The 18169-nt window shown below is 60.8% G+C and carries 16 protein-coding genes; 8 read left to right on the forward strand and 8 right to left on the reverse strand.

What is annotated here, in order from left to right:
- Nucleotide 1 precedes the first annotated feature (1 nt).
- The 6 genes from BM116_RS16960 to gloB form a co-directional block, all read right to left on the reverse strand.
- Nucleotides 2-1033 carry an ABC transporter permease gene (locus tag BM116_RS16960; RefSeq protein ID WP_083728981.1) on the reverse strand — a complete coding sequence of 344 codons (1032 nt, stop codon included), beginning with the start codon at nt 1031-1033 and terminating at the stop codon, nt 2-4.
- A 3-nt stretch (nt 1034-1036) separates the two neighbouring features.
- Nucleotides 1037-2110, reverse strand: coding sequence for a microcin C ABC transporter permease YejB (locus BM116_RS16965; RefSeq protein WP_083728983.1), 1074 nt, complete (start codon nt 2108-2110; stop codon nt 1037-1039).
- A gap of 2 nt (nt 2111-2112) precedes the next feature.
- Nucleotides 2113-3990 carry an extracellular solute-binding protein gene (locus BM116_RS16970; RefSeq protein WP_083728985.1) on the reverse strand — a complete coding sequence of 626 codons (1878 nt, stop codon included), beginning with the start codon at nt 3988-3990 and terminating at the stop codon, nt 2113-2115.
- Nucleotides 3991-4007: 17 nt separating this feature from the next.
- Nucleotides 4008-5840 (reverse strand): extracellular solute-binding protein, encoded by a 1833-nt coding sequence (locus tag BM116_RS16975; protein WP_235846786.1) that lies wholly within the window; start codon nt 5838-5840, stop codon nt 4008-4010.
- Nucleotides 5841-6058: 218 nt separating this feature from the next.
- Complete coding sequence (locus BM116_RS16980; protein ID WP_235846787.1) at nt 6059-7582, reverse strand: LysM peptidoglycan-binding domain-containing protein; 1524 nt, start codon at nt 7580-7582, stop codon at nt 6059-6061.
- A gap of 81 nt (nt 7583-7663) precedes the next feature.
- Nucleotides 7664-8443, reverse strand: a complete 780-nt coding sequence (gloB, locus tag BM116_RS16985) for a hydroxyacylglutathione hydrolase (RefSeq protein ID WP_083728997.1) — start codon at nt 8441-8443, stop codon at nt 7664-7666.
- A gap of 127 nt (nt 8444-8570) precedes the next feature.
- On the opposite strand from gloB, the gene BM116_RS16990 reads away from it, so the two are divergent.
- Genes BM116_RS16990 through dnaQ form a run of 3 tightly spaced genes read left to right on the forward strand, consistent with a single transcriptional unit; the run spans nt 8571 to nt 10522 of the window.
- Nucleotides 8571-9344, forward strand: a complete 774-nt coding sequence (locus BM116_RS16990) for a class I SAM-dependent methyltransferase (RefSeq protein WP_083728991.1) — start codon at nt 8571-8573, stop codon at nt 9342-9344.
- Nucleotides 9341-9793, forward strand: coding sequence for a ribonuclease HI (gene rnhA, locus BM116_RS16995; RefSeq protein WP_083728993.1), 453 nt, complete (start codon nt 9341-9343; stop codon nt 9791-9793). The genes BM116_RS16990 and rnhA overlap by 4 nt, the downstream gene beginning before the upstream one ends.
- Nucleotides 9794-9796: 3 nt before the next feature.
- The gene (gene dnaQ / locus BM116_RS17000) at nt 9797-10522 is read left to right on the forward strand and encodes a DNA polymerase III subunit epsilon (protein WP_083728995.1); all 726 of its coding nucleotides are present in this window, start codon (nt 9797-9799) and stop codon (nt 10520-10522) included.
- A 320-nt stretch (nt 10523-10842) separates the two neighbouring features.
- Here dnaQ and nhaB read toward each other — a convergent pair whose 3' ends face one another.
- The gene (gene nhaB, locus BM116_RS17005; protein WP_083729364.1) at nt 10843-12336 is read right to left on the reverse strand and encodes a sodium/proton antiporter NhaB; all 1494 of its coding nucleotides are present in this window, start codon (nt 12334-12336) and stop codon (nt 10843-10845) included.
- 357 nt (nt 12337-12693) lie between these two features.
- Here nhaB and BM116_RS17010 point away from each other — a divergent pair, with 357 nt between their 5' ends.
- From BM116_RS17010 to BM116_RS17025, 4 genes are all read left to right on the forward strand, one after another.
- Nucleotides 12694-13506: a crotonase/enoyl-CoA hydratase family protein gene (locus BM116_RS17010; RefSeq protein ID WP_083729366.1), complete on the forward strand. Its 813-nt coding sequence runs from the start codon at nt 12694-12696 to the stop codon at nt 13504-13506.
- Nucleotides 13507-13602: 96 nt separating this feature from the next.
- Nucleotides 13603-15213, forward strand: coding sequence for a FimL-related protein (locus tag BM116_RS17015; RefSeq protein ID WP_083729368.1), 1611 nt, complete (start codon nt 13603-13605; stop codon nt 15211-15213).
- Nucleotides 15210-16046 carry an NAD(+) diphosphatase gene (gene nudC / locus BM116_RS17020; RefSeq protein ID WP_083729370.1) on the forward strand — a complete coding sequence of 279 codons (837 nt, stop codon included), beginning with the start codon at nt 15210-15212 and terminating at the stop codon, nt 16044-16046. Before BM116_RS17015 ends, nudC begins: the two co-directional genes overlap by 4 nt.
- A gap of 22 nt (nt 16047-16068) precedes the next feature.
- Nucleotides 16069-16716: a hypothetical protein gene (locus tag BM116_RS17025; protein WP_083729372.1), complete on the forward strand. Its 648-nt coding sequence runs from the start codon at nt 16069-16071 to the stop codon at nt 16714-16716.
- Between the two features lie 544 nt (nt 16717-17260).
- Here BM116_RS17025 and BM116_RS17030 read toward each other — a convergent pair.
- Nucleotides 17261-17728, reverse strand: coding sequence for a hypothetical protein (locus tag BM116_RS17030; RefSeq protein ID WP_083729374.1), 468 nt, complete (start codon nt 17726-17728; stop codon nt 17261-17263).
- 196 nt (nt 17729-17924) lie between these two features.
- Between BM116_RS17030 and BM116_RS17035 the strand changes: the two genes are divergently transcribed.
- Nucleotides 17925-18169 (forward strand): transposase (locus BM116_RS17035; RefSeq protein WP_139222369.1); only part of this gene is annotated, 245 nt, incomplete at its 3' end.

The following is an 18169-nucleotide window of genomic DNA, read 5'->3' on the forward strand; positions in this document are numbered from 1 at the left end:
CTCATTTCCTTGGGTCAAAGGCATCACGCAGTGCTTCGCCGATAAACACCAGCAGGCTGAGCATCAGCGACAACACGACAAAGGCGGTAATCCCCAGCCAGGGCGCCTGCAAGTTGCTCTTGCCCTGGGCGATCAGCTCACCCAGTGATGGCGCGCCGGGTGGCAGGCCAAAGCCGAGGAAGTCGAGCGAGGTCAGAGTGATGACGCCACCGGTCAGAATGAAGGGGAAGAAGGTCAGGGTGGCGACCATCGCGTTGGGCAGGATATGCCTGAACATGATCACCTGGTTGCTGGCGCCCAGAGCGCGGGCAGCGCGCACGTACTCCAAGTTGCGCCCCCGCAGAAATTCGGCACGCACCACATCCACCAGTGCCATCCATGAGAACAGCAGCATGATGCCCAGCAGCCACCAGAAGTTGGGCTGCACGAAGCTGGCCAGAATGATCAGCAGGTAGAGCACCGGCAGGCCGGACCAGACCTCGATAAAGCGTTGGCCGAACAGGTCGATACGCCCGCCGTAGAAGCCCTGCACCGCACCGGCAATGACGCCGATGATCGAGCTGAAAATGGTCAGCGTCAGGGCAAAGAGTACCGAGATGCGGAAGCCGTAGATTACCCGCGACATCACGTCTCGCGCCTGATCATCGGTACCCAGCCAATTATCCGCCGAAGGCGGCGCCGGGGCAGGCACTTGCAGGTCGTAGTTGATGGTGTCGTAGTGATAGGGGATGGGCGGCCAGAGCATCCAGCCATCGCCAGCCTCGGTGATCAGCTCCTGCACGTAGGGGCTGCGGTAGTCAGCCTCGATCGGAAACTCGCCACCAAAGGCTGTCTCGGGATAGCGCTTGAACACCGGAAAGTACAGCTCGCCCTGATAACCCACGGCCAGTGGCTTGTCGTTGGCAATCAGTTCGGCGCCGAGGCTGAGCACGAATAGCACCATGAACAGGTGTAGCGACCACCAGCCGCGGCGATTGGCACGAAAGCGCGCAAAACGGCGCTGATTGAGCGGGGACAGATTGAATAGACGCATGGATCAACCCTCCCGGCTGGAAAAGTCGATACGCGGATCGACCAGGGTGTAGGCGATATCGCCGATCAGCTTCACCACCAGACCGACCAGCGTGAAGATGTAGAGAGTGCCGAACATCACCGGGTAATCGCGGTTGATCGCCGCTTCAAAGCCGAGCAGGCCCAGGCCATCGAGAGAGAAGATCACCTCGATCAGCAGCGAGCCGGTGAAGAAGATGCTGATCAGCGCCGACGGGAAGCCGGCAATGATCAGCAGCATGGCGTTGCGGAATACGTGGCCGTAGAGCACGCGGCGCTCGGACAGGCCCTTGGCGCGGGCGGTAACCACGTACTGCTTGCCGATCTCGTCGAGAAAGCAGTTCTTGGTCAGCATGGTCAGGGTGGCAAAGCTGCCCACCACCATGGCAAAGATCGGCAGTACCAGATGCCAGAAGTAGTCGAGAATCTGCTCGCCGGTACTCATCTGCTCGAAGTTGTTGGAGGTCAGCCCGCGCAGCGGGAACCAGTCCAGATAGCTGCCGCCGGCAAACAGCACGATGAGCAGGATCGCCAGCAAAAAGCCGGGGATGGCGTAGCCGACAATGATCAGCGAACTGGTCCAGACATCAAAAGCAGAGCCGTGCTTGATGGCCTTGCGAATGCCAAGCGGGATGGAGATCAGGTATGTCAGCAGGGTGGTCCAAAGCCCCAGCGAAATGGAGACGGGCATCTTCTCCAGAATCAGATCGGTCACCTTGGCGTCGCGAAAGAAGCTGTCGCCAAAATCGAACTGCAGGTAGCCCTTGATCATCAGCCAGAAACGCTCATGGGCGGGCTTGTCGAAGCCGTACATGCGCTCGATCTCGGCGATGATGTCCGGGTCCAGCCCCTGCGCGCCGCGATAGTTGCCGCCACTGGCGACTTCGCTGCCGCCGCCGCCAACTCGGCTGGTGGCGCTGCCCTCAAAGCCTTCAAGGTTGGCAATCATCTGCTCGACCGGCCCGCCGGGCGCGGCCTGGATGATCAGGAAGTTGATCAACAAAATGCCGAACAGCGTCGGGATGATCAGCAGCAGGCGACGGATAATGTAGGCAAGCATGCTTATTCGGCCTCTGGCGCGGCGTCGCCTGCGGTGTCTGCGGCGCTGGCTTGTGGTTCCACCACTTGCTCCTGCTCGCTGCGCAGGCGCTCATCCTTGGCAGGGTCTACCCACCAGGTGTAGAGCCCAAGGTCGTACTTCGGCGGTTGCTCCGGGTGCCCGAACTTGTTCCAGTAGGCGGCGCGATAAACCTTGGTGTACCAGTTGGGTACGACCAGGTGCAGCGAGCGCAGCGCGCGGTCCAGGGCGTGGGTGTAGGTGACCAGTGAGTCGCGCGAGTCGGCTTGAATCAGGCCCTCAACCAGGGTGTCGATCGCCGGGTCTTTCAAGCCCATCAGGTTACGGCTGCCCGGGTTGTCTGCACTGGAGGAGTGCCAGTATTCCCGTTGCTCATTGCCCGGTGAGTTGGACTGGCCGAAGCTGGTGACCACCATGTCGAAGTCACGCGAGCGCAGGCGGTTGATGTATTGCGATACATCGACGCGGCGCAGTTCCATATTGATGCCGAGCGAGGCCAGGTTGCGCTTGAACGGCAGCAGCACGCGCTCAAACTCGGCCTGTACCAGCAAGAATTCAAACTGCAGGGGCTCGCCGTCGGCGTTGACCAGTTGATCGTCGACAATCTGCCAGCCTGCCTCTTGCAGCAGTGCATAGGCTTCGCGACGTTGATCACGGATGGTGCCGCTGCCATCGGTTTTCGGGGGCGTCCAGACCGGGCCAAAAACGCTGGCGGGCAACTGGTCACGCAGGGGCTCAAGTAATGCCAGCTCGTCAGCGTCGGGCTCGCCCTGGGCAGCCAGTTCAGAGTTGTCGAAGTAGCTGGTGGTGCGAGTGTAGGCGCCATGGAACAGCTTGGCGTTCGACCATTCGAAATCGAACAGCAGTGCGATGGCCTGGCGTACCCGGGCATCGGCGAAGTAGGGCTTGCGCATGTTGAAGACAAAGCCCTGCATGCCCTGAGTGTTGTTGTTCGGGATTTCTTCCTTGATGATCCGGCCGGCGCTCAGGGCGGGGCTGCTGTAACCGGTTGCCCAGTTCTTGGCGGCCATTTCCTGGTTGAAGTCGAACTGGCCGGCCTTGAAGGCCTCCAGCGTGACGTTGCCGTCGCGGTAGTAGTCGACGACGATCCGGTCGAAATTGTAAAAGCCGCGCTGCACCGGCAGGTCTTTGGCCCAATAGTCTTTCACTCGCTCAAAACTGACACTGCGACCGGGGCGCACCTGACCAATCTGGTAGGGGCCGCTGCCCAGTGGCGCTTCCAGCGAGCCCTTGCTGAAGTCGCGACCTTCCCAGTAGTGCTTGGGCAGCACCGGCAGTTGGCCCAGCACCAGCGGCAGTTCACGGTTGCCGCTGTGCTTGAAGTGGAAGGTGACGCTGTGTGGGTCGTCGGCGACGACCCTATCCACATCGCCGTAGTAGGCGCGATAGAAGGGCGCGCCTTGCTCGATCAGGGTGTTGAAGGTGAAGACCACGTCGTCGGCGGTGATCGCTGCGCCGTCATGAAAGCGCGCTTCGGGGCGGAGCTTGAATCTGACCCAGCTGCCGTCCTCGGCCTTCTCGATGCTTTCGGCCACCAGCCCGTATTCGGTGAAGGGCTCGTCGAGTGAGTGGAAGGTAAGGGTGTCGTAGATCAGGCCAAGCTGCTCGGCAGATGTGCCGCGGCTGATGTAGGGGTTCAGCGAGTCGAAACCGCCAAAGCCGGACAGTCTCAGTGTGCCGCCCTTGGGCGCGTCCGGATTGACGTAATCGAAGTGAGTGAAGTCGGCGGGGTACTTGGGTGCCTCATCATAGAGCGTAACGGCATGTTGTGGTGCGGCCTGCAGGGCGCCTGCGGCGCACATCAGCAGCGCCAGGCTGCAGGATTTCAACGAGAGTCGCATTCAGGTCCCTTGTTCTTCTATTGTTGCGCCGGCGCCTGCCACCAGCTGCGGATCGACAGCGAGTAGGGTGGAATCTCCGGGGTGCGGAGCCAGCTGCGGTAGGCGATGCGATGGTAGTCGATATACCAGTTCGGAATCGTATAGTGCTGCCACAGTAATACTCTGTCGAGGGCGCGTGCGGCGGCAACCTGCTCACTGCGGCTGCTGGCGGCGCCCAGGCGCTCGACTAACTGGTCGACCACCGGGTTGTTGATGCCCGCATAGTTGCGGCTGCCCTTGACGTTGCGCTGGCTGGAGTGGAAATAGCCAAACTGCTCCAGCCCCGGCGACAACCCCTGGGGCAGTGTGGTGAGGATCATGTCGTAGTCAAACTGATCCAGCCGTGCCTTGTACTGCGCCCGGTCCACGGTGCGAATCTGCATGTCGATGCCCAAGCGTGCAAGGTTTGCCCGATAGGGTTGCAGGATGCGTTCCAGACTTGAGTTCACCAGTAATACTTCAAAGCTCAGTGGCTCGCCGTCATCGTTTTCCAGTCGCCCGCGGCGCAGTTCCCAGCCCGCTTCGGCAAACAGCTCCACCGCCTGGCGCAGGGTGTCGCGGGGAATTCCCCGGCCATCGGTCACAGGTAGACTGAATGGCTCAAGAAAGAGTTCCGGCGGCAGCTGATCGCGAAAGGGCGAGAGGTAAAGAAACTCCTGGCCCGCCGGGATGCCGGTGGCGCTGAAGGGGCTGTTGGGGTAGTAGCTCGTTGAGCGCTGATAGGCATCGTAGAACAGCACCCGGTTGGACCATTCAAAGTCGAACAGCATGCCCAGGGCCTTGCGCAGGGCCAGGCTGTCAAAGGGCGTGCGGCGGGTATTGAAGAACATGGCCTGGGTGGGACTGGGGATCTCATGCGGCACGGCGCGCTTGATTACCTCGCCGTTGGTCACCGCAGGGAAGGCATAGGCGTTGGCCCAGTTGCTGGCCTTGTGATCGATGTAAATGTCGAATTCGCCGGCTTTGAAGGCTTCAAAGGCGACGCTGTTGTCGCGATAAAACTCCACTTCCATGCGGTCGAGGTTGTACTTGCCACGGTTGATCGGCAGGTCACGGCCCCAGTAGTTCTCTACGCGCTGAAAACTGATACGTCGGCCCGGGTCCACACTGCTGACGCGGTACGGGCCGCTGTTCAGACCGGCCTGAAAGGTGGTGCTGGCAAAGTCGCGCCCCTGCCAGTAGTGGGCTGGCAGCACCGGCAGCTCACCCAGGCGCAGGATCAGCAGCGAGTTGCCGGGGCGGTTGAAGACAAAACGGATGCGCCGCTCACCCAGAATGTCGATGCGGCTTACATCCTGCAGCACCGAGCGGTAGTTGGGGTGCCCTTGCTCTTTGAGCAGCCGATAGGAGAAGGCCACGTCCTCGGCGGTGATTGGCTCGCCATCGTGAAAGCGCGCCTCTGGCCGCAGGTTGAATACCACCCAACTGCGGTTGTCGGCAAACTCCAGGCTTTCGGCGATCAGGCCGTAGGCTGAGTAGGGCTCGTCACCGGAGGGGTCGTAAACGCCGCTGCCCACCATCAGCGGCTCGTTCAGTTCGCTGATGCCGAATTGGCCAAAGTCGCCGGTATTGATCGGGCTGGTGCCCTTCAGGGTGTACGGGTTAAGTGTGTCAAAGGTGCCGCTGCCCATGACCCGCAAGGTGCCGCCCTTGGGCGCGTCAGGGTTGACGTAGTCCAGGTGCTCGAAATTGGCGGGGTACTTGGGTTGGCCGTAAAGCGAGTAGCCGTGCTGGCGGTAGAGGGTCGCCCAGGCGGGTTGGGTGAGGGTAAACAGTAGCGCCAGGCACAGCATTCGAGACAGCAGGGGCATGACATTCCGCACGATAAGGTGGCCGATGGCTGACGGCATTGCCCTGGCTGCACGTCGAGTGACAGCTGGTGTCGGCGCGCCGTCAGCGATGGTGCCAACGCTACCATTGTGCGACGCCGTGCGGAAGCCCGGCGCGGTGTTTAGGAATGCACTGATTAATTCCGCATGTTGTCTTGCCTGAACGCCCCGCAGGGCGTGCGCAATTGATCAGTACGTGCTCAGCGCACGAACAGGGTGAGCTGCTGACCCGGTTGCAGGTAGCGGCCCAGCTGGTTCCAGTCGCGGATCTTGTCGACATCGACATTGAAGCGCTGGGCGATGGTGTACAGCGAATCGCCGGAGCGCACGGTGTAGGCCACACGGCGCGCATCGCCGCCAGAGCTGGTGCCACCGGTCTGCAGTACCAGCGTTTCGCCGACGGTCAGACCGTTGCTGCTGAGGTTGTTGTCGCGCTTGATGCGATTGACCGTAGTGCCGTGGGCACGGGCAATGGTCCAGAGGTTGTCGCCGGGCTGGATGCGGTAGCGCAGCGAGTCGGCACCCGCCAGTGTGTTGGTAGCAGGCGCGGCAGGGCTGCCGGCCAATTGCGGCAGCATCAGCGTTTGGCCTACGCGCAGCAGGCTGCCGTTGATGTCGTTGACGTCACGGATCACGCTGACACTCAGCTGGTGGCGTTGGGCAATCTGGGACAGCGTGTCGCCGCTGCGCACGCGGTAGTGCTGGTAGTTGACGCGCTCGTTGGCAGGCAGGCTGGCCAGCGCGGCGGTGAACTGCTCAACATGGTCGACCGGGATGAGCAACTGGTACTCGCCGTTCGGAGCGGTTACGCGCTGGTTGAAGGCCGGGTTCAGGCTGAGCAGCTCGTCGGTGGACAGGTCGGCCAGTTCGGCGACCTTGTGCAGGTCAATCTGCTGGTCAATGGCCACGCCGGCAAAGTAGGGCTCGTTGGCCAGGCTGGGCAGTACGGTGCCGTAAGCTGTTGGGCTGTCGACGATCTGAGCCAGGGCCAGCAGCTTGGGCACGTAGTTCATTGTTTCGCGCGGCAGCTGCAGGTTCCAGTAGTCGGTTGGCAGGCCGAGGGCTTCATTACGTTTGATAGCACGGCCAACGCAGCCTTCGCCGCAGTTGTAGGCCGCCAGGGCCAGCAGCCAGTCGCCGTCGAAGTAGCCGTTGAGCAGGGTCAGGTAATCCAGCGCGGCGCCGGTGGAGGCGGTAATGTCGCGGCGGCCGTCGTACCACCAGTCCTGACGCAATGAGAAGTTGCGCCCGGTGGACGGGATAAACTGCCACAGGCCGGCGGCCTGGGCGCTGGAGATCGCCTGCGGGTTGTAGGCGCTCTCGATAAAGGGCAGCAGGGCCAGTTCCAGCGGCATCTGGCGCTCGTCAAGTTGCTCAACCACGTAGTAGAGGTAGCGCTGGGCACGGGCGGAGGTCAGCTCGAAATAGCGTGTCTGGCTGGCAAACACGATGCGTTGCTGGTCGATACGCGGGTTGTCGATAGAGGCCGGGTCAAGGGTGAAGCCGGCGCGAATGCGGCCCCAGAGGGTATGGGGTTTGGTGGCTTCGGGGATCGGGGCGCGAACGGAGGGGGGAACGATTGGAGCAGGGAAGGGAGACGTCACAAGAGGCTCGACGGGCTGGTCGAGCTGCCCCGTCTGCCGGTAGCCCTGGCTGTCGGTGGTTTGACAGCCACTGATCAGCAGCATCGCTCCGAGGGAGGCTGCTGACAGCAATTTGGGCAAGATGGCAGATTCCGTAATTCGCATGTATGACCCCAAAAAAATGAGGTCGATTCTATGGGCGGGGTTTTAGTCGGTCAACGGCTAAAAGCTGTCCTTCCATGACCTTACGGTTGCAAAGGTTTCTACGCCCGGCTTCAGAGCGCGGTTTGCCTGCTTGCTGGCGGCCTGCGTCACAGCGTCGCACTCGGCCCGCAGGAAGGGGTTGGTGCGTTTTTCCAGTGCCAGATCGGTTGGCAGTGTCATGCGGTCGGCAGCGCGCAGCTCTTCGACCACTTCCAGACGTACACGAATGTCGGCGTTGTCCGGCTCCACCGCATGGGCAAAGCGCAGGTTGGCCAGGGTGTATTCGTGGGCGCAGTAAATGCGGGTGTTGTCTGGCAGCGCTGCCAGGCGCGAGAGCGACTGGTGCATCTGCTCCGGGGTGCCCTCGAACAGGCGCCCGCAGCCACCGGCAAACAGGGTGTCGCCGCTGAGCAACCAGGGGTCGCCGGCGTTGTCGCAGAAAAAGGCGATGTGGCCCAGGGTGTGACCGGGTACGGCGATGACCTCAAGCTCCAGACCAAACAGCTGCACCCGGTCACCGTCGGCCAGGGCGCGGTCGCGGCCTGGGATGTTCTCGTCTGCTGGGCCCCAGACGCGGCACTCGGTGCCAGCCTTCAGCGTATTGATACCGCCGACGTGGTCTGGGTGGTGGTGGGTCACCAGAATATGGCTGAGGCTGTACTCGGGGTTGCGCCCCAGCCAGGTGATGACAGGGCGGGCGTCACCCGGATCGACCGCGGCAACCTGATGTCGCTGCTCGTCGATCAGCAGCCAGATATAGTTGTCATTGAACGCCGGTAGCGCGATAAAGGTGGACATGGGCAGGCTATTCCTCAGGAAATTCTTGGTTTCATTGTCGACCATGGTGCAGCCTACCATTGCATGATCCCGATGTGCTGTACTCGGGCAAATACACGGAGCGGGGTGGCACCCCGGTGGAGATAGCATGGCACGCGGTGAGGCTGCAGGGTCAATCAGTCAGGCTGATCTGATGCGCCTGGTGCAGGAGGCGCGCCAGTGGCTGGCGTCGCCGGCTGGCTGCATGCTGCTGGACGCCGAGCGACAGGTGCAGCGTGAGGTGCTGTCTGCGTGCTTTGGCCAGCATCTGGTGCAATACGGGTTGGCGCCAGAGCTGTTGACGCCGGAGGTGCGGGTGCTGCGCCATTGCTGGCTGCTGGATATGAGCGGTGAGGGCGAAAGCATTGCGACCGAGGAGGCGCACTGGCCCTTTGCACCGCAGGCGCTGGATGTAGTGGTATTGCACCACGGTCTGGACTTCAGCCTGTCGCCGCGCGCGCTTCTGCGCGAGGCCAGCCAGGCGGTGCGGGCTGGCGGTCATCTGCTGATTTTTGGCTTCAACCCGCTGAGTACCTGGGGCTGGCAACACTACCTGGGGCGGGACTGGTTTGGCGAGGCCGGCTTTGTCAGCCCGGCGCGGCTGGAGGATTGGCTGGAGCTGCTGGGGTTTGCGGTGGAGAAACGACTGGATGGGTGTTATCGTCCGCCGCTTGCATCGCCGACCTGGTTGCGGCGCCTGGCTTTCCTGGAATCCTTTGGACAGCGCGGCGGGCTGCCTGGCGGCGGATTCTACTGCCTGCTGGCGCGCCGCCAGATGCTCGGCGCCACGCCGCAGCGCGAGCGCGGCCGGGTCTTCCCTGCGCTGGTGATGCCGCCTTTGGCAGCCGGCAGCCGGCGGGCGCATAAACGGAATGGCCGATGACCCAAGCGATTGAAATCTTTACCGACGGTGCCTGCAAGGGCAATCCCGGCCCGGGTGGCTGGGGCGTGCTGCTCCGGCTGGGCGAGCATGAAAAGCGCCTCTACGGCGGCGAGCTGGAAACCACCAACAACCGCATGGAGCTGCTGGCTGCCATCCGTGGCCTGGAAGCGCTCAAGCGTCCGGCGTCGGTGGTTTTGACCACCGACTCCCAGTACGTAATGAAGGGCGTGCGCGAGTGGATGCCTAACTGGAAAAAACGCGGCTGGAAAACCGCCAGCAAGCAGCCGGTAAAGAACGTCGATCTCTGGCAGCAACTCGATGCGCTGGTCAGCCAGCATGAGGTGGAGTGGCGCTGGGTGCGCGGCCATACCGGCCACCGCGAGAATGAACTGGCCGACGAGCTGGCCAACATGGGTGTGCAGTACATCCTCAGTGAACGGAAGGGTTAACGCATGCGTGAAGTGGTACTGGATACCGAAACAACGGGTATCGAGCACAAGGAAGGGCATCGGATTATCGAGATCGGTTGTGTCGAGGTGATTGGCCGCCGCCTGACCGGGCGGCACTATCACGTCTACATCAACCCCCAGCGGGAGATCGACGAAGGCGCCCAGGCGGTGCACGGCATTTCCAGCGAGTTTCTCGCCGACAAGCCGCTCTTTGCCGATATTGCTGATGACTTCATGAACTTCATCAGCGGCGCGCGGCTGGTGATTCATAACGCTGCGTTTGACGTTGGCTTTATCGACAGCGAGCTGACTCGCCTCAATCGCGGGCACGGGGTTGTGGCAGAGCACTGCTCGGTGCTGGACACCCTGGCGATGGCGCGGGAGAAGCACCCGGGACAGCGTAATAGCCTGGATGCCCTGTGCAAGCGTTATGGCGTAGACAACTCCCAGCGTGACCTGCACGGCGCCTTGCTCGATGCCGAGATTCTGGCCGACGTCTACCTGACCATGACCGGTGGCCAAACGGCGTTGTCTCTGGCTGCCAACGGCCAGGGCGACGGCGAGGGCGGCGACACGGCCAGCGCCATTCGCCGTATCGACCCGGCGCTGCGCCAGCAGTTGCAGGTCTTGCGCGCCAGTGACGCCGAGCTGCAGGCCCACGAAGCCCGATTAGACGCGCTGGAAAAATCAGCCGGCTTTGCCTTTTGGCGCGGCGCCCCGGAGCAGTAACCTTTGCAGTGATGTTTTTTTAGGTTTGGCGGGGAAAAGCGAAACCTAGTCGCTCTGACTGGCTCTCTGTTGGTGTGGTGTGCACCGAGTTCTGTCCCGTTTACGCGGGCGAGTAGCGCAGGGATGGCGGGAAATAGGGCGGCAGCATGTTTGAGGAGCGCAGCGACGAGTTCTGCCGACCCCCGCTAGCCCGAGCAACGCAGCGAACCCGAAGGGCCGCGTAGTCGGGTGCCCCGGGGGATCGCTAAGGGGGGCTGGGCAAGCAGCCCTCCTTGGCTCGCCGTAAAAGGCGAAAAGCAATCCACCCTGCGGCGCAATCGTTACAACCAATACGTCACCGCAAACAACCCCACCCCACCCAGTACCAGCGTATAAGGCAACGCCATAAACACCATGCGGCCGTAGGACAGGCGCACCAGCGGTGCAATGGCTGAGGTCAGCAGGAATAGGAAGGCTGCCTGACCGTTAGGTGTTGCCACGCTCGGCAGGTTGGTTCCGGTGTTGATGGCGATAGCCAGGTGTTCGAATTGCAGCGGGGTAATTTCACCGGCATCCAGTGCCTGCTTGACCTCGCTGATGTACACCGTGGCGACGAATACGTTGTCGCTGATCATCGACAGCACGCCATTGGCGATAAAGAACATGCTTGGCTGCTGCTCCGGCGGCAGGGCCAGCACCGCATGGATGATGGGGCTGAACAGGTGCTGTTCGTGGATTACCGCGACAATCGCAAAGAACACCACCAGCAGAGAGGTGAAGGGCAGAGCCTCCTGGAAGGATTTGCCGATCTGGTGCTCGTCGATAATGCCGTTGAATGAGGCGATCAGAATGATCACCATCAGGCCGATAAAGCCGACTTCGGCCAGGTGCAGGGCCAGACCGATGACCAGCAGTACAGCGGCCAGCGCCTGGATCAAGAGCGCGGCACGTTGCGGGCTGCGGCGCTTGGCCTGCTCGGCGGCGGCAAACTCCTCCAGCACCCGGCGTACCGGGCGTGGCAAGCGGGCGCCATAACCAAACCAGCAGGTCTTCTCCAGCAGCAGGCAGGTGAGCAGGCCACAGGCCAGTACCGGCATGCTGACCGGCGCCATCAGCCGGAAGAACTCGACAAAATCCCAGCCCGCGACGCCTGCTATCAGCAGGTTCTGGGGTTCGCCCACCAGCGTACATACGCCGCCCAGGGCGGTACCCACGGCGCCGTGCATCAGCAGGCTGCGCAGGAAGGCGCGGAACTGCTCCAGGTGTTCGCGGTGGCGCGGGTCTTCGTCCGGGTCGAGGGTGCTGCCGTCACCGGGGCCGGCTGAAGCCACCTTGTGATAAACCCCGTAAAAGCCGACCGCGACCGTGATGATCACGGCTGTTACCGTCAGTGCATCGAGAAAGGCAGAGAGCACCGCGGCGACCAGACAAAACAGCAAGGCCAGCACCGATTTGGAGCGCACGCCCAGGATCAGCTTGGTGAAGGTCAGCAGTAGCAGATCCTTCATGAAATAGATGCCGGCCACCATGAACATCAGCAGCAGGATGACCGGGAAGTTGCCCAGCACTTCGCGATACAGCGCATCCGGCGTGGTCATGCCGATAACTAGTGCCTCGAGTGCCAGCAGGCCGCCCGGTAACAGCGGGTAGCACTTCAGCGCCATGGCCAGGGTAAAGATGAACTCCACCACCAGCAGCCAGCCTGTCAGGTAAGGACCGAGCAGCCACATGGCGATCGGGTTGAGCAGCAGAAAGGCGACAATGGTGCGCTTGTACCAGCCCGGCGCCTGGCCGAGAAAGTTTTGCGCCAATGCCGGGAGAAGGGCATCAGACATGGTGAAAGTCCTGTTTCAAGTGGGAAAGTGCGTTGAACAGAACGCTGGATTGGGTCAGTGGCCTGTTCGACGGACTCTCACCGAGGCGCCGGAAGCTTACCGCAAATTGCCGTGTGATGTGGTCCCTCGATGGTCGGTGTTGCAGGGGTCTTTGGTCCCGGGCGGGGTGGGAGGGCGCAGGAGGCCTCACCAAGTCGCATTTTCAGTATCTTAGGCGAGTTTGCTGAGTTTTTGGTTATGGTGTTTGCCTGTCGGCTTGTTATAGTCACGTTACTCTATTCGTCTGGTAGCAGTATCTGACCTGGATCATGTTCAGGTCGGTTGCCGGGCGCATCCTCAAAAAAAGAAGGTCTGAAAATGCCGGAGTTCAAGACACTGCTGGTGGAGCAACTGGGCAAGGTGGCTCACATCCAGATTAACCGTCCAGACAAGATCAACGCGATGAATCGCGCGTTCTGGGAAGAGATGATCCAGTTGTTCGACTGGGTTGACGAGACTCCCGAAATCCGCTGCGCGGTGATTTCCGGTGCGGGCAAACACTTCTCCGCAGGTATCGATCTGCAAATGCTGGCTGAAGCGGCTGCCGGCATGAGCCCGGATATCGGGCGCAAGGCCGAGGCCATTCGCCGTAACGTCTTGAAGCTGCAAGAGTCATTCAACGTTATTGACCGCTGCCGCAAGCCGGTTATCGCCGCGATTCACGGCTATTGCATTGGTGGCGCCATTGATCTGATTACGGCCTGTGACATGCGTTACAGCACCGAAGATGCCCACTTTTCCATCAAGGAAATCGACATGGGCATGGCTGCCGACGTAGGCACTTTGCAGCGATTGCCGCGCATTATCGGCGATGGCATGATGCGGGAGATGGCCTACACCGGCCGTGCGGTACTGGGTGCCGAGGCCGCGCGCATTGGCCTGGTCAACCGCACCTGGCCGGATCACGAACAATTGCTGGCTGGCGTGCTTGAACTGGCGCAAGAGATCGCCAGCAAGTCACCACTGGCCATTCGCGGCACCAAGGAAATGATCCGCTTCAGCCGCGACCACAGTGTCGAGGAGGGTCTCAATTATATTGCGACCTGGAATGCAGCCATGCTGCAGTCCGACGACCTCAAGAACGCAGTGATGGCACACATGAGCAAGCAAACGCCAGAGTTTGCCGACTGATCGGCCAGGGCTCAGCGCAGGGACGGTGGGGGACTGATAGCTATGTTAACCGGTAGCACGTCGCTAGATCTTGTCAGGGATGAACTCTTCACCAGCATGGGTGAAGTAGAGGATCTCCTGCAGCAGTTTCTGGAAGACAGACAAAATGGCAGCCTGCTACAGCAGTCCATAGAGGGCCTGCAGCAGCTGCGTGGCACCCTGGCGCTGATCGAGCTCAAGGGGGCGGCCCAACTGCTCGACGAGATGATCGAGTTGGCCACCGATATTCCGGTGCACGAGGGCGAGCAACGTAACGAGCCGCTGGCTGCGCTGTGTGATGCGCTGTTCTTGCTGCAGCGGTATCTGGACCAGGCGCGCCAGGCTGGCAGTGAGCGCCCGGAGTTGCTGCTGCCGATGATCAACCAGCTACGCCGTCATCGCAGCGGCGCAGCGCCCTTGCCAGACAGTCATTTCTATCCTCTGCCGGTGGCGGGCCTGCCGCTGAATCTGCGCCCCGGTGTAACAGAGGCGCCGAACCCGAAAACCTTCGCCCGTTTGCGTCAAATGTATCAGTTGGGGCTGCTGAGCCTGCTGCGCGAAGACGCTGCGGCTGCCACGCCGCTGATGCAGCGCGCGCTGCTGCGCTTTGAAACCTGCATGAGCAGCCGTATGGCTACGCTGTGCTGGGTTGCAGGCGCGGCGCTTGAGGCAGTCGAGCAGGCCGGGCTTGAGCTGACACCGGCGCGCAAGCGCCTGTTTTCCCAGCTTGACCGTGAAATCAAGCGCCATGCTGCGTCGCATGACGTGCAGATCAATGACGCGCTGCTGCGTGAACTGCTGTATCTGGTAGCCCTGGCTGACTCCAGCTGCATGCGCTGCCAGGACGTGGCCCGCGCTTACCAGTTGCCCGATCCGGGCTTCACCGAAATCGAGATTCAGGACGCGTTCGCGCGGTTGCGCGGCCCCGGCATTGATGTGATGCACTCGGTTGCCGAAGCGCTGCGCGAAGAAATCACTGCCATCAAGGATCTGCTGGATCTGCTGGCGCGTAACGCCGGTGATCCTGAGCAGTCGCTGGAAACCCTTAATGGCAGCCTCGAGCGTCTGTGGAAAACCCTGAACATGCTCGACATTCGTGCCGAGTCCGACGGAATCAAGGCCGCTGCCGCCCAGCTCAGCCGCTGGGAGAATGGTGACATTGCAGCACTGGAGCAGGTGGCCGATGCGGTGCTGCGGGCGGAAACAGCCGTTAACCGGCTGGACGCGGCGGGTGATGAAGGCGAGATGGCTGCCGCCGACGGTAATGGCTACGGTGAGCCGCTGGAGCTGAAGGAAGCACGCATCGTCCTGATCGAGGAGTCGCAGGCCGGGTTGGCGCTGGCCAAACGGGCTATTACCGCCTACATGGAATCCGGTAACGATGCCATGCACCTGCTTAACGTACCGCCGTCATTGGAAACCGTGCGCGGTGGGCTGGTGTTCCTCGGCATGACACGTGCCGCCAATGTAATTCACATGGCTGCCAGCTTTATCCGTGAAACCATGCTTGAGCGCAAGCAGGTGCCGCAGGATGCGCAACTGGAAGTGCTGGCCGATGCCTTGACCAGCATTGAATTTTATCTCGAGTCGGCCGAGCGCGCCGCCGTCGCGACCGGCGATGTACTGGCGCTGGCGGAGGAAAGCCTGGCTGAGCTCGGCTACGCCGTATCGGGGAACCCCTCTGCATGAGATCTTTCCGGCTGTTTGAACCAGCCACCCGCTTGCAACCGGCCGCCTCTGAGGGGGTAGTCGTGGTCTATCACCAGAACCAGTTCGCCATGTTCGAGGGGCGCCTGCTGCTCGACCCGGATCAGGTAATGTACTTTGGCGATACCGGCCACCGCCTGATGCTGGGCCATGTCGACGGTCGGCCCTGTGAACTGATTCACCTGAGCAATACGCTGGATATGCCCGGCGTCAGCTGGCACCGCCTGTACACCTTGATTGGTCAGGTGGATGACGCCCTGTTTCGCCTGCTGGGTGTAGCTCAGCAACTGGATGCCTGGTATCGCGGTCATCGTTTCTGCGGCAGCTGTGGCGGCGCGATGCAGCCGCGCGAGGACGAGCGGGCCATGGAATGCCGGGCCTGTGAACGCCGTGACTACCCGAAGCTGGCGCCCTGCATCATCGTGCTGATTACCCGTGGTCGGGAGATTCTGCTGGCCCGCGCACCGCACTTTCCGCCGGGCTTTTTCAGCACTCTGGCCGGGTTTATCGAGCCGGGCGAGTCTGCGGAGGAGTGCCTGCACCGCGAGGTCAAGGAAGAGGTCAATCTGGAAGTCGACCAATTGCGCTATCTGGGCAGCCAGAACTGGCCCTTCCCCAATTCGCTGATGCTCGGGTTTCACGCCGAGTATGTCAGCGGCGAGATTGTCCCGCAGCCCGGCGAGATTGAAGAGGCGCATTGGTGGTCGGTTGACGACCTGCCACGCCTGCCTCCCAAGGGCACCATTTCGCGCTGGCTGGTGGACTGTTATCTGGCCGAGCTTGACGGCGCGCCTGTTCCCCCTGTTCCCGCCTGAGCTGCGCAAGGAGTTGCTGGGTATGCAATTTTTCGGACTGGCCTTGATCGCTGCCGTGCTGGCAGCGCTCCTGGTATTGCTGGTCGTACGCTATGGCTGGCACCTGCGCTGGCTGGCGGGCTGGGTGAAAGGCAATGTGCTGTTGCTGGGCTTGGTGCTGGCGACCGTGATGGGGCTGCTGGCCTGGGATCTGCAATATTTCAAGGTGATTGAGCCGCGTACCACGGCTGGCACCCTGACCTTCAGCAAGGTGGGTAACCAGCAATATGAGGCGGTGCTGTCCGAGGCTGGAGAGGAGCGCCGGGTGCGCTTGAGCGGTGACCTCTGGGAGCTGGAAGTGGAGGTGCTGCGCTGGCATGGGCTGGCCGGTCTGATCGGCCTGCAGGACGGGTACCGCATGCATCGCCTGCTGGGGCGCTATATCGCGCTGGAGCAACAGCGTGATGCCGGTAGTGCGCTGTCCGCCAACTTCAACCCGACGCCGCCCTGGCGGGACCTGTGGGTCTGGGCCGATCGCCTGGAAAGCCACAGCCTGGTGCAGGCTGATGCCTTTGAGGTGCGCTTTGTGCCCCTGGTTGACGGTGCGCGCTTTGCCCTTGAGATCGGCCCTACCGGGCTGAGTCCCGAGCCCTTGAACGCGCAGGCGCGCACGGCAATGAAGGGGCTTTGATCGAGTCTTCGCTGCGCTGCTTCTTGCTACACGAAAACAAAAAAGGCTGCTATGTAGAGTATATAGTGAACTTTATGTACTTCACTGAGTGAGTGAGTGAGTGCCCCATGAGCAGCGCCTTTTGGGGCATTCTTTATTTCTACACAGTGTGTAATTCCATGTGTAAAAATAGAAGCGCTTGTTCCAAGGGCTCTGCCCTCTCGCCGCAAGCGACGATTCACCCGAGGTATTTCACGACCAGCGATGTGATCGAGTGAGAGCACAGATGAAGACAACTTCCTCGGGGGTGCTTAAAAGTTAGCAGTGGTCGTACCACCATACCCATACTGTAGCTGGAGGTTGCCACAACAAATTGGCCGCCCGTGGCTCTGGTCGCAAAGCGAACATTCGAAGTGGTGCCCAGAGCGCCATCTTCCAGCCGTAAAAGGCCAGGGATTTCGTTGAGACCGAAACCCAGCTACTGCGCCGTTTTCACAAACTTCAGCCTATCAAACTCGCCAGTTACTACGCGTCTGTTAAGTAAAAGTATTTGAAGGCTTCTCGATCACTCTACCTTTAGATTTTGCTGGTATTGCAGCATTTGCTCCATCATCAGCTGCATTTGATCCATGCGCTCCTGCATCATCTGAATTTGTTGCTCGTTAGACAGACTACCACCATTCTTTGATGTACCGCCGCCGTTCATCATGTGCTGACCTCCCATCATGCCGTTTTGTCCACGCATCATGCCGGGGCCCATCATACCGTGATGCATAAAACCCATTTGCTCTTGCATCGCCTCCCTGTGTTCTCGCATCAATCGTTGCCGTTCTTGCGGTGAAGCTTCATCAGGAATGCGTTGCATCAGCTGGTTCATGTGAGACCAGTTCTGGTGCATCTTTTGCATTTGCTCCTGATCCATCATCATGCCAGGACCATGCCCTTGCCATGAGCCTTGATCACCATGCGCTAGCACGAATGCAGGAAAAACCAACAACGCAGCGGTTGCTGTAAGTCCTTTAAATGAAATCATAAAGTTTACCCTCGAAATAAAATTAGACGTCCACACCATCGCACTTATCATTGTAGATCTTTATCCAGACAAACGCCGATTTTGACGACTACTAGTGTAGATTAGTTATTGACCCTGTAGTGGCTAGGTAATCCCCCCTGAAATCAGAGCTCGTCAGAAGTAGAATTTTCTCCTAATCGGATCAAGGAAATTTTGCGTGAAGACATCGCGTTTTTCGGACAGTCAAATCATCTCCATCCTCAAGCAGGCCGAAGCCGGCAGCCCCGTGCCTGAACTGTGCCGCGAGCATGGCATCAGTTCGGCGACCTTCTACAAATGGCGCGCCAAGTTCGGTGGCATGGACGCCTCGTTAATGGCTCGACTGCGCGAGCTGGAGGAGGAGAATCGTCGCCTGAAGAAGATGTATGCCGAGGAGCGCCTGAAGGCCGAGATCATCCAGGA

Origin of the sequence: Halopseudomonas pachastrellae, assembly GCF_900114765.1 — a bacterium.
Taxonomy (GTDB): domain Bacteria; phylum Pseudomonadota; class Gammaproteobacteria; order Pseudomonadales; family Pseudomonadaceae; genus Halopseudomonas; species Halopseudomonas pachastrellae.

What these genes read in the sequence shown, in the direction of transcription:
- dnaQ (WP_083728995.1), top strand. Translation starts at nt 9,797, where the DNA reads ATGCGTGAAGTGGTACTGGATACCGAAACAACGGGTATCGAGCACAAG.
- nhaB (WP_083729364.1), bottom strand. Translation starts at nt 12,336, where the DNA reads ATGTCTGATGCCCTTCTCCCGGCATTGGCGCAAAACTTTCTCGGCCAG.
- BM116_RS16960 (WP_083728981.1), bottom strand. Translation starts at nt 1,033, where the DNA reads ATGCGTCTATTCAATCTGTCCCCGCTCAATCAGCGCCGTTTTGCGCGC.
- BM116_RS17030 (WP_083729374.1), bottom strand. Translation starts at nt 17,728, where the DNA reads ATGATTTCATTTAAAGGACTTACAGCAACCGCTGCGTTGTTGGTTTTT.
- rnhA (WP_083728993.1), top strand. Translation starts at nt 9,341, where the DNA reads ATGACCCAAGCGATTGAAATCTTTACCGACGGTGCCTGCAAGGGCAAT.
- BM116_RS17010 (WP_083729366.1), top strand. Translation starts at nt 12,694, where the DNA reads ATGCCGGAGTTCAAGACACTGCTGGTGGAGCAACTGGGCAAGGTGGCT.
- BM116_RS16990 (WP_083728991.1), top strand. Translation starts at nt 8,571, where the DNA reads ATGGCACGCGGTGAGGCTGCAGGGTCAATCAGTCAGGCTGATCTGATG.
- BM116_RS17015 (WP_083729368.1), top strand. Translation starts at nt 13,603, where the DNA reads ATGGGTGAAGTAGAGGATCTCCTGCAGCAGTTTCTGGAAGACAGACAA.
- BM116_RS16965 (WP_083728983.1), bottom strand. Translation starts at nt 2,110, where the DNA reads ATGCTTGCCTACATTATCCGTCGCCTGCTGCTGATCATCCCGACGCTG.
- nudC (WP_083729370.1), top strand. Translation starts at nt 15,210, where the DNA reads ATGAGATCTTTCCGGCTGTTTGAACCAGCCACCCGCTTGCAACCGGCC.
- BM116_RS16975 (WP_235846786.1), bottom strand. Translation starts at nt 5,840, where the DNA reads ATGCCCCTGCTGTCTCGAATGCTGTGCCTGGCGCTACTGTTTACCCTC.
- BM116_RS16970 (WP_083728985.1), bottom strand. Translation starts at nt 3,990, where the DNA reads ATGCGACTCTCGTTGAAATCCTGCAGCCTGGCGCTGCTGATGTGCGCC.
- gloB (WP_083728997.1), bottom strand. Translation starts at nt 8,443, where the DNA reads ATGTCCACCTTTATCGCGCTACCGGCGTTCAATGACAACTATATCTGG.
- BM116_RS17025 (WP_083729372.1), top strand. Translation starts at nt 16,069, where the DNA reads ATGCAATTTTTCGGACTGGCCTTGATCGCTGCCGTGCTGGCAGCGCTC.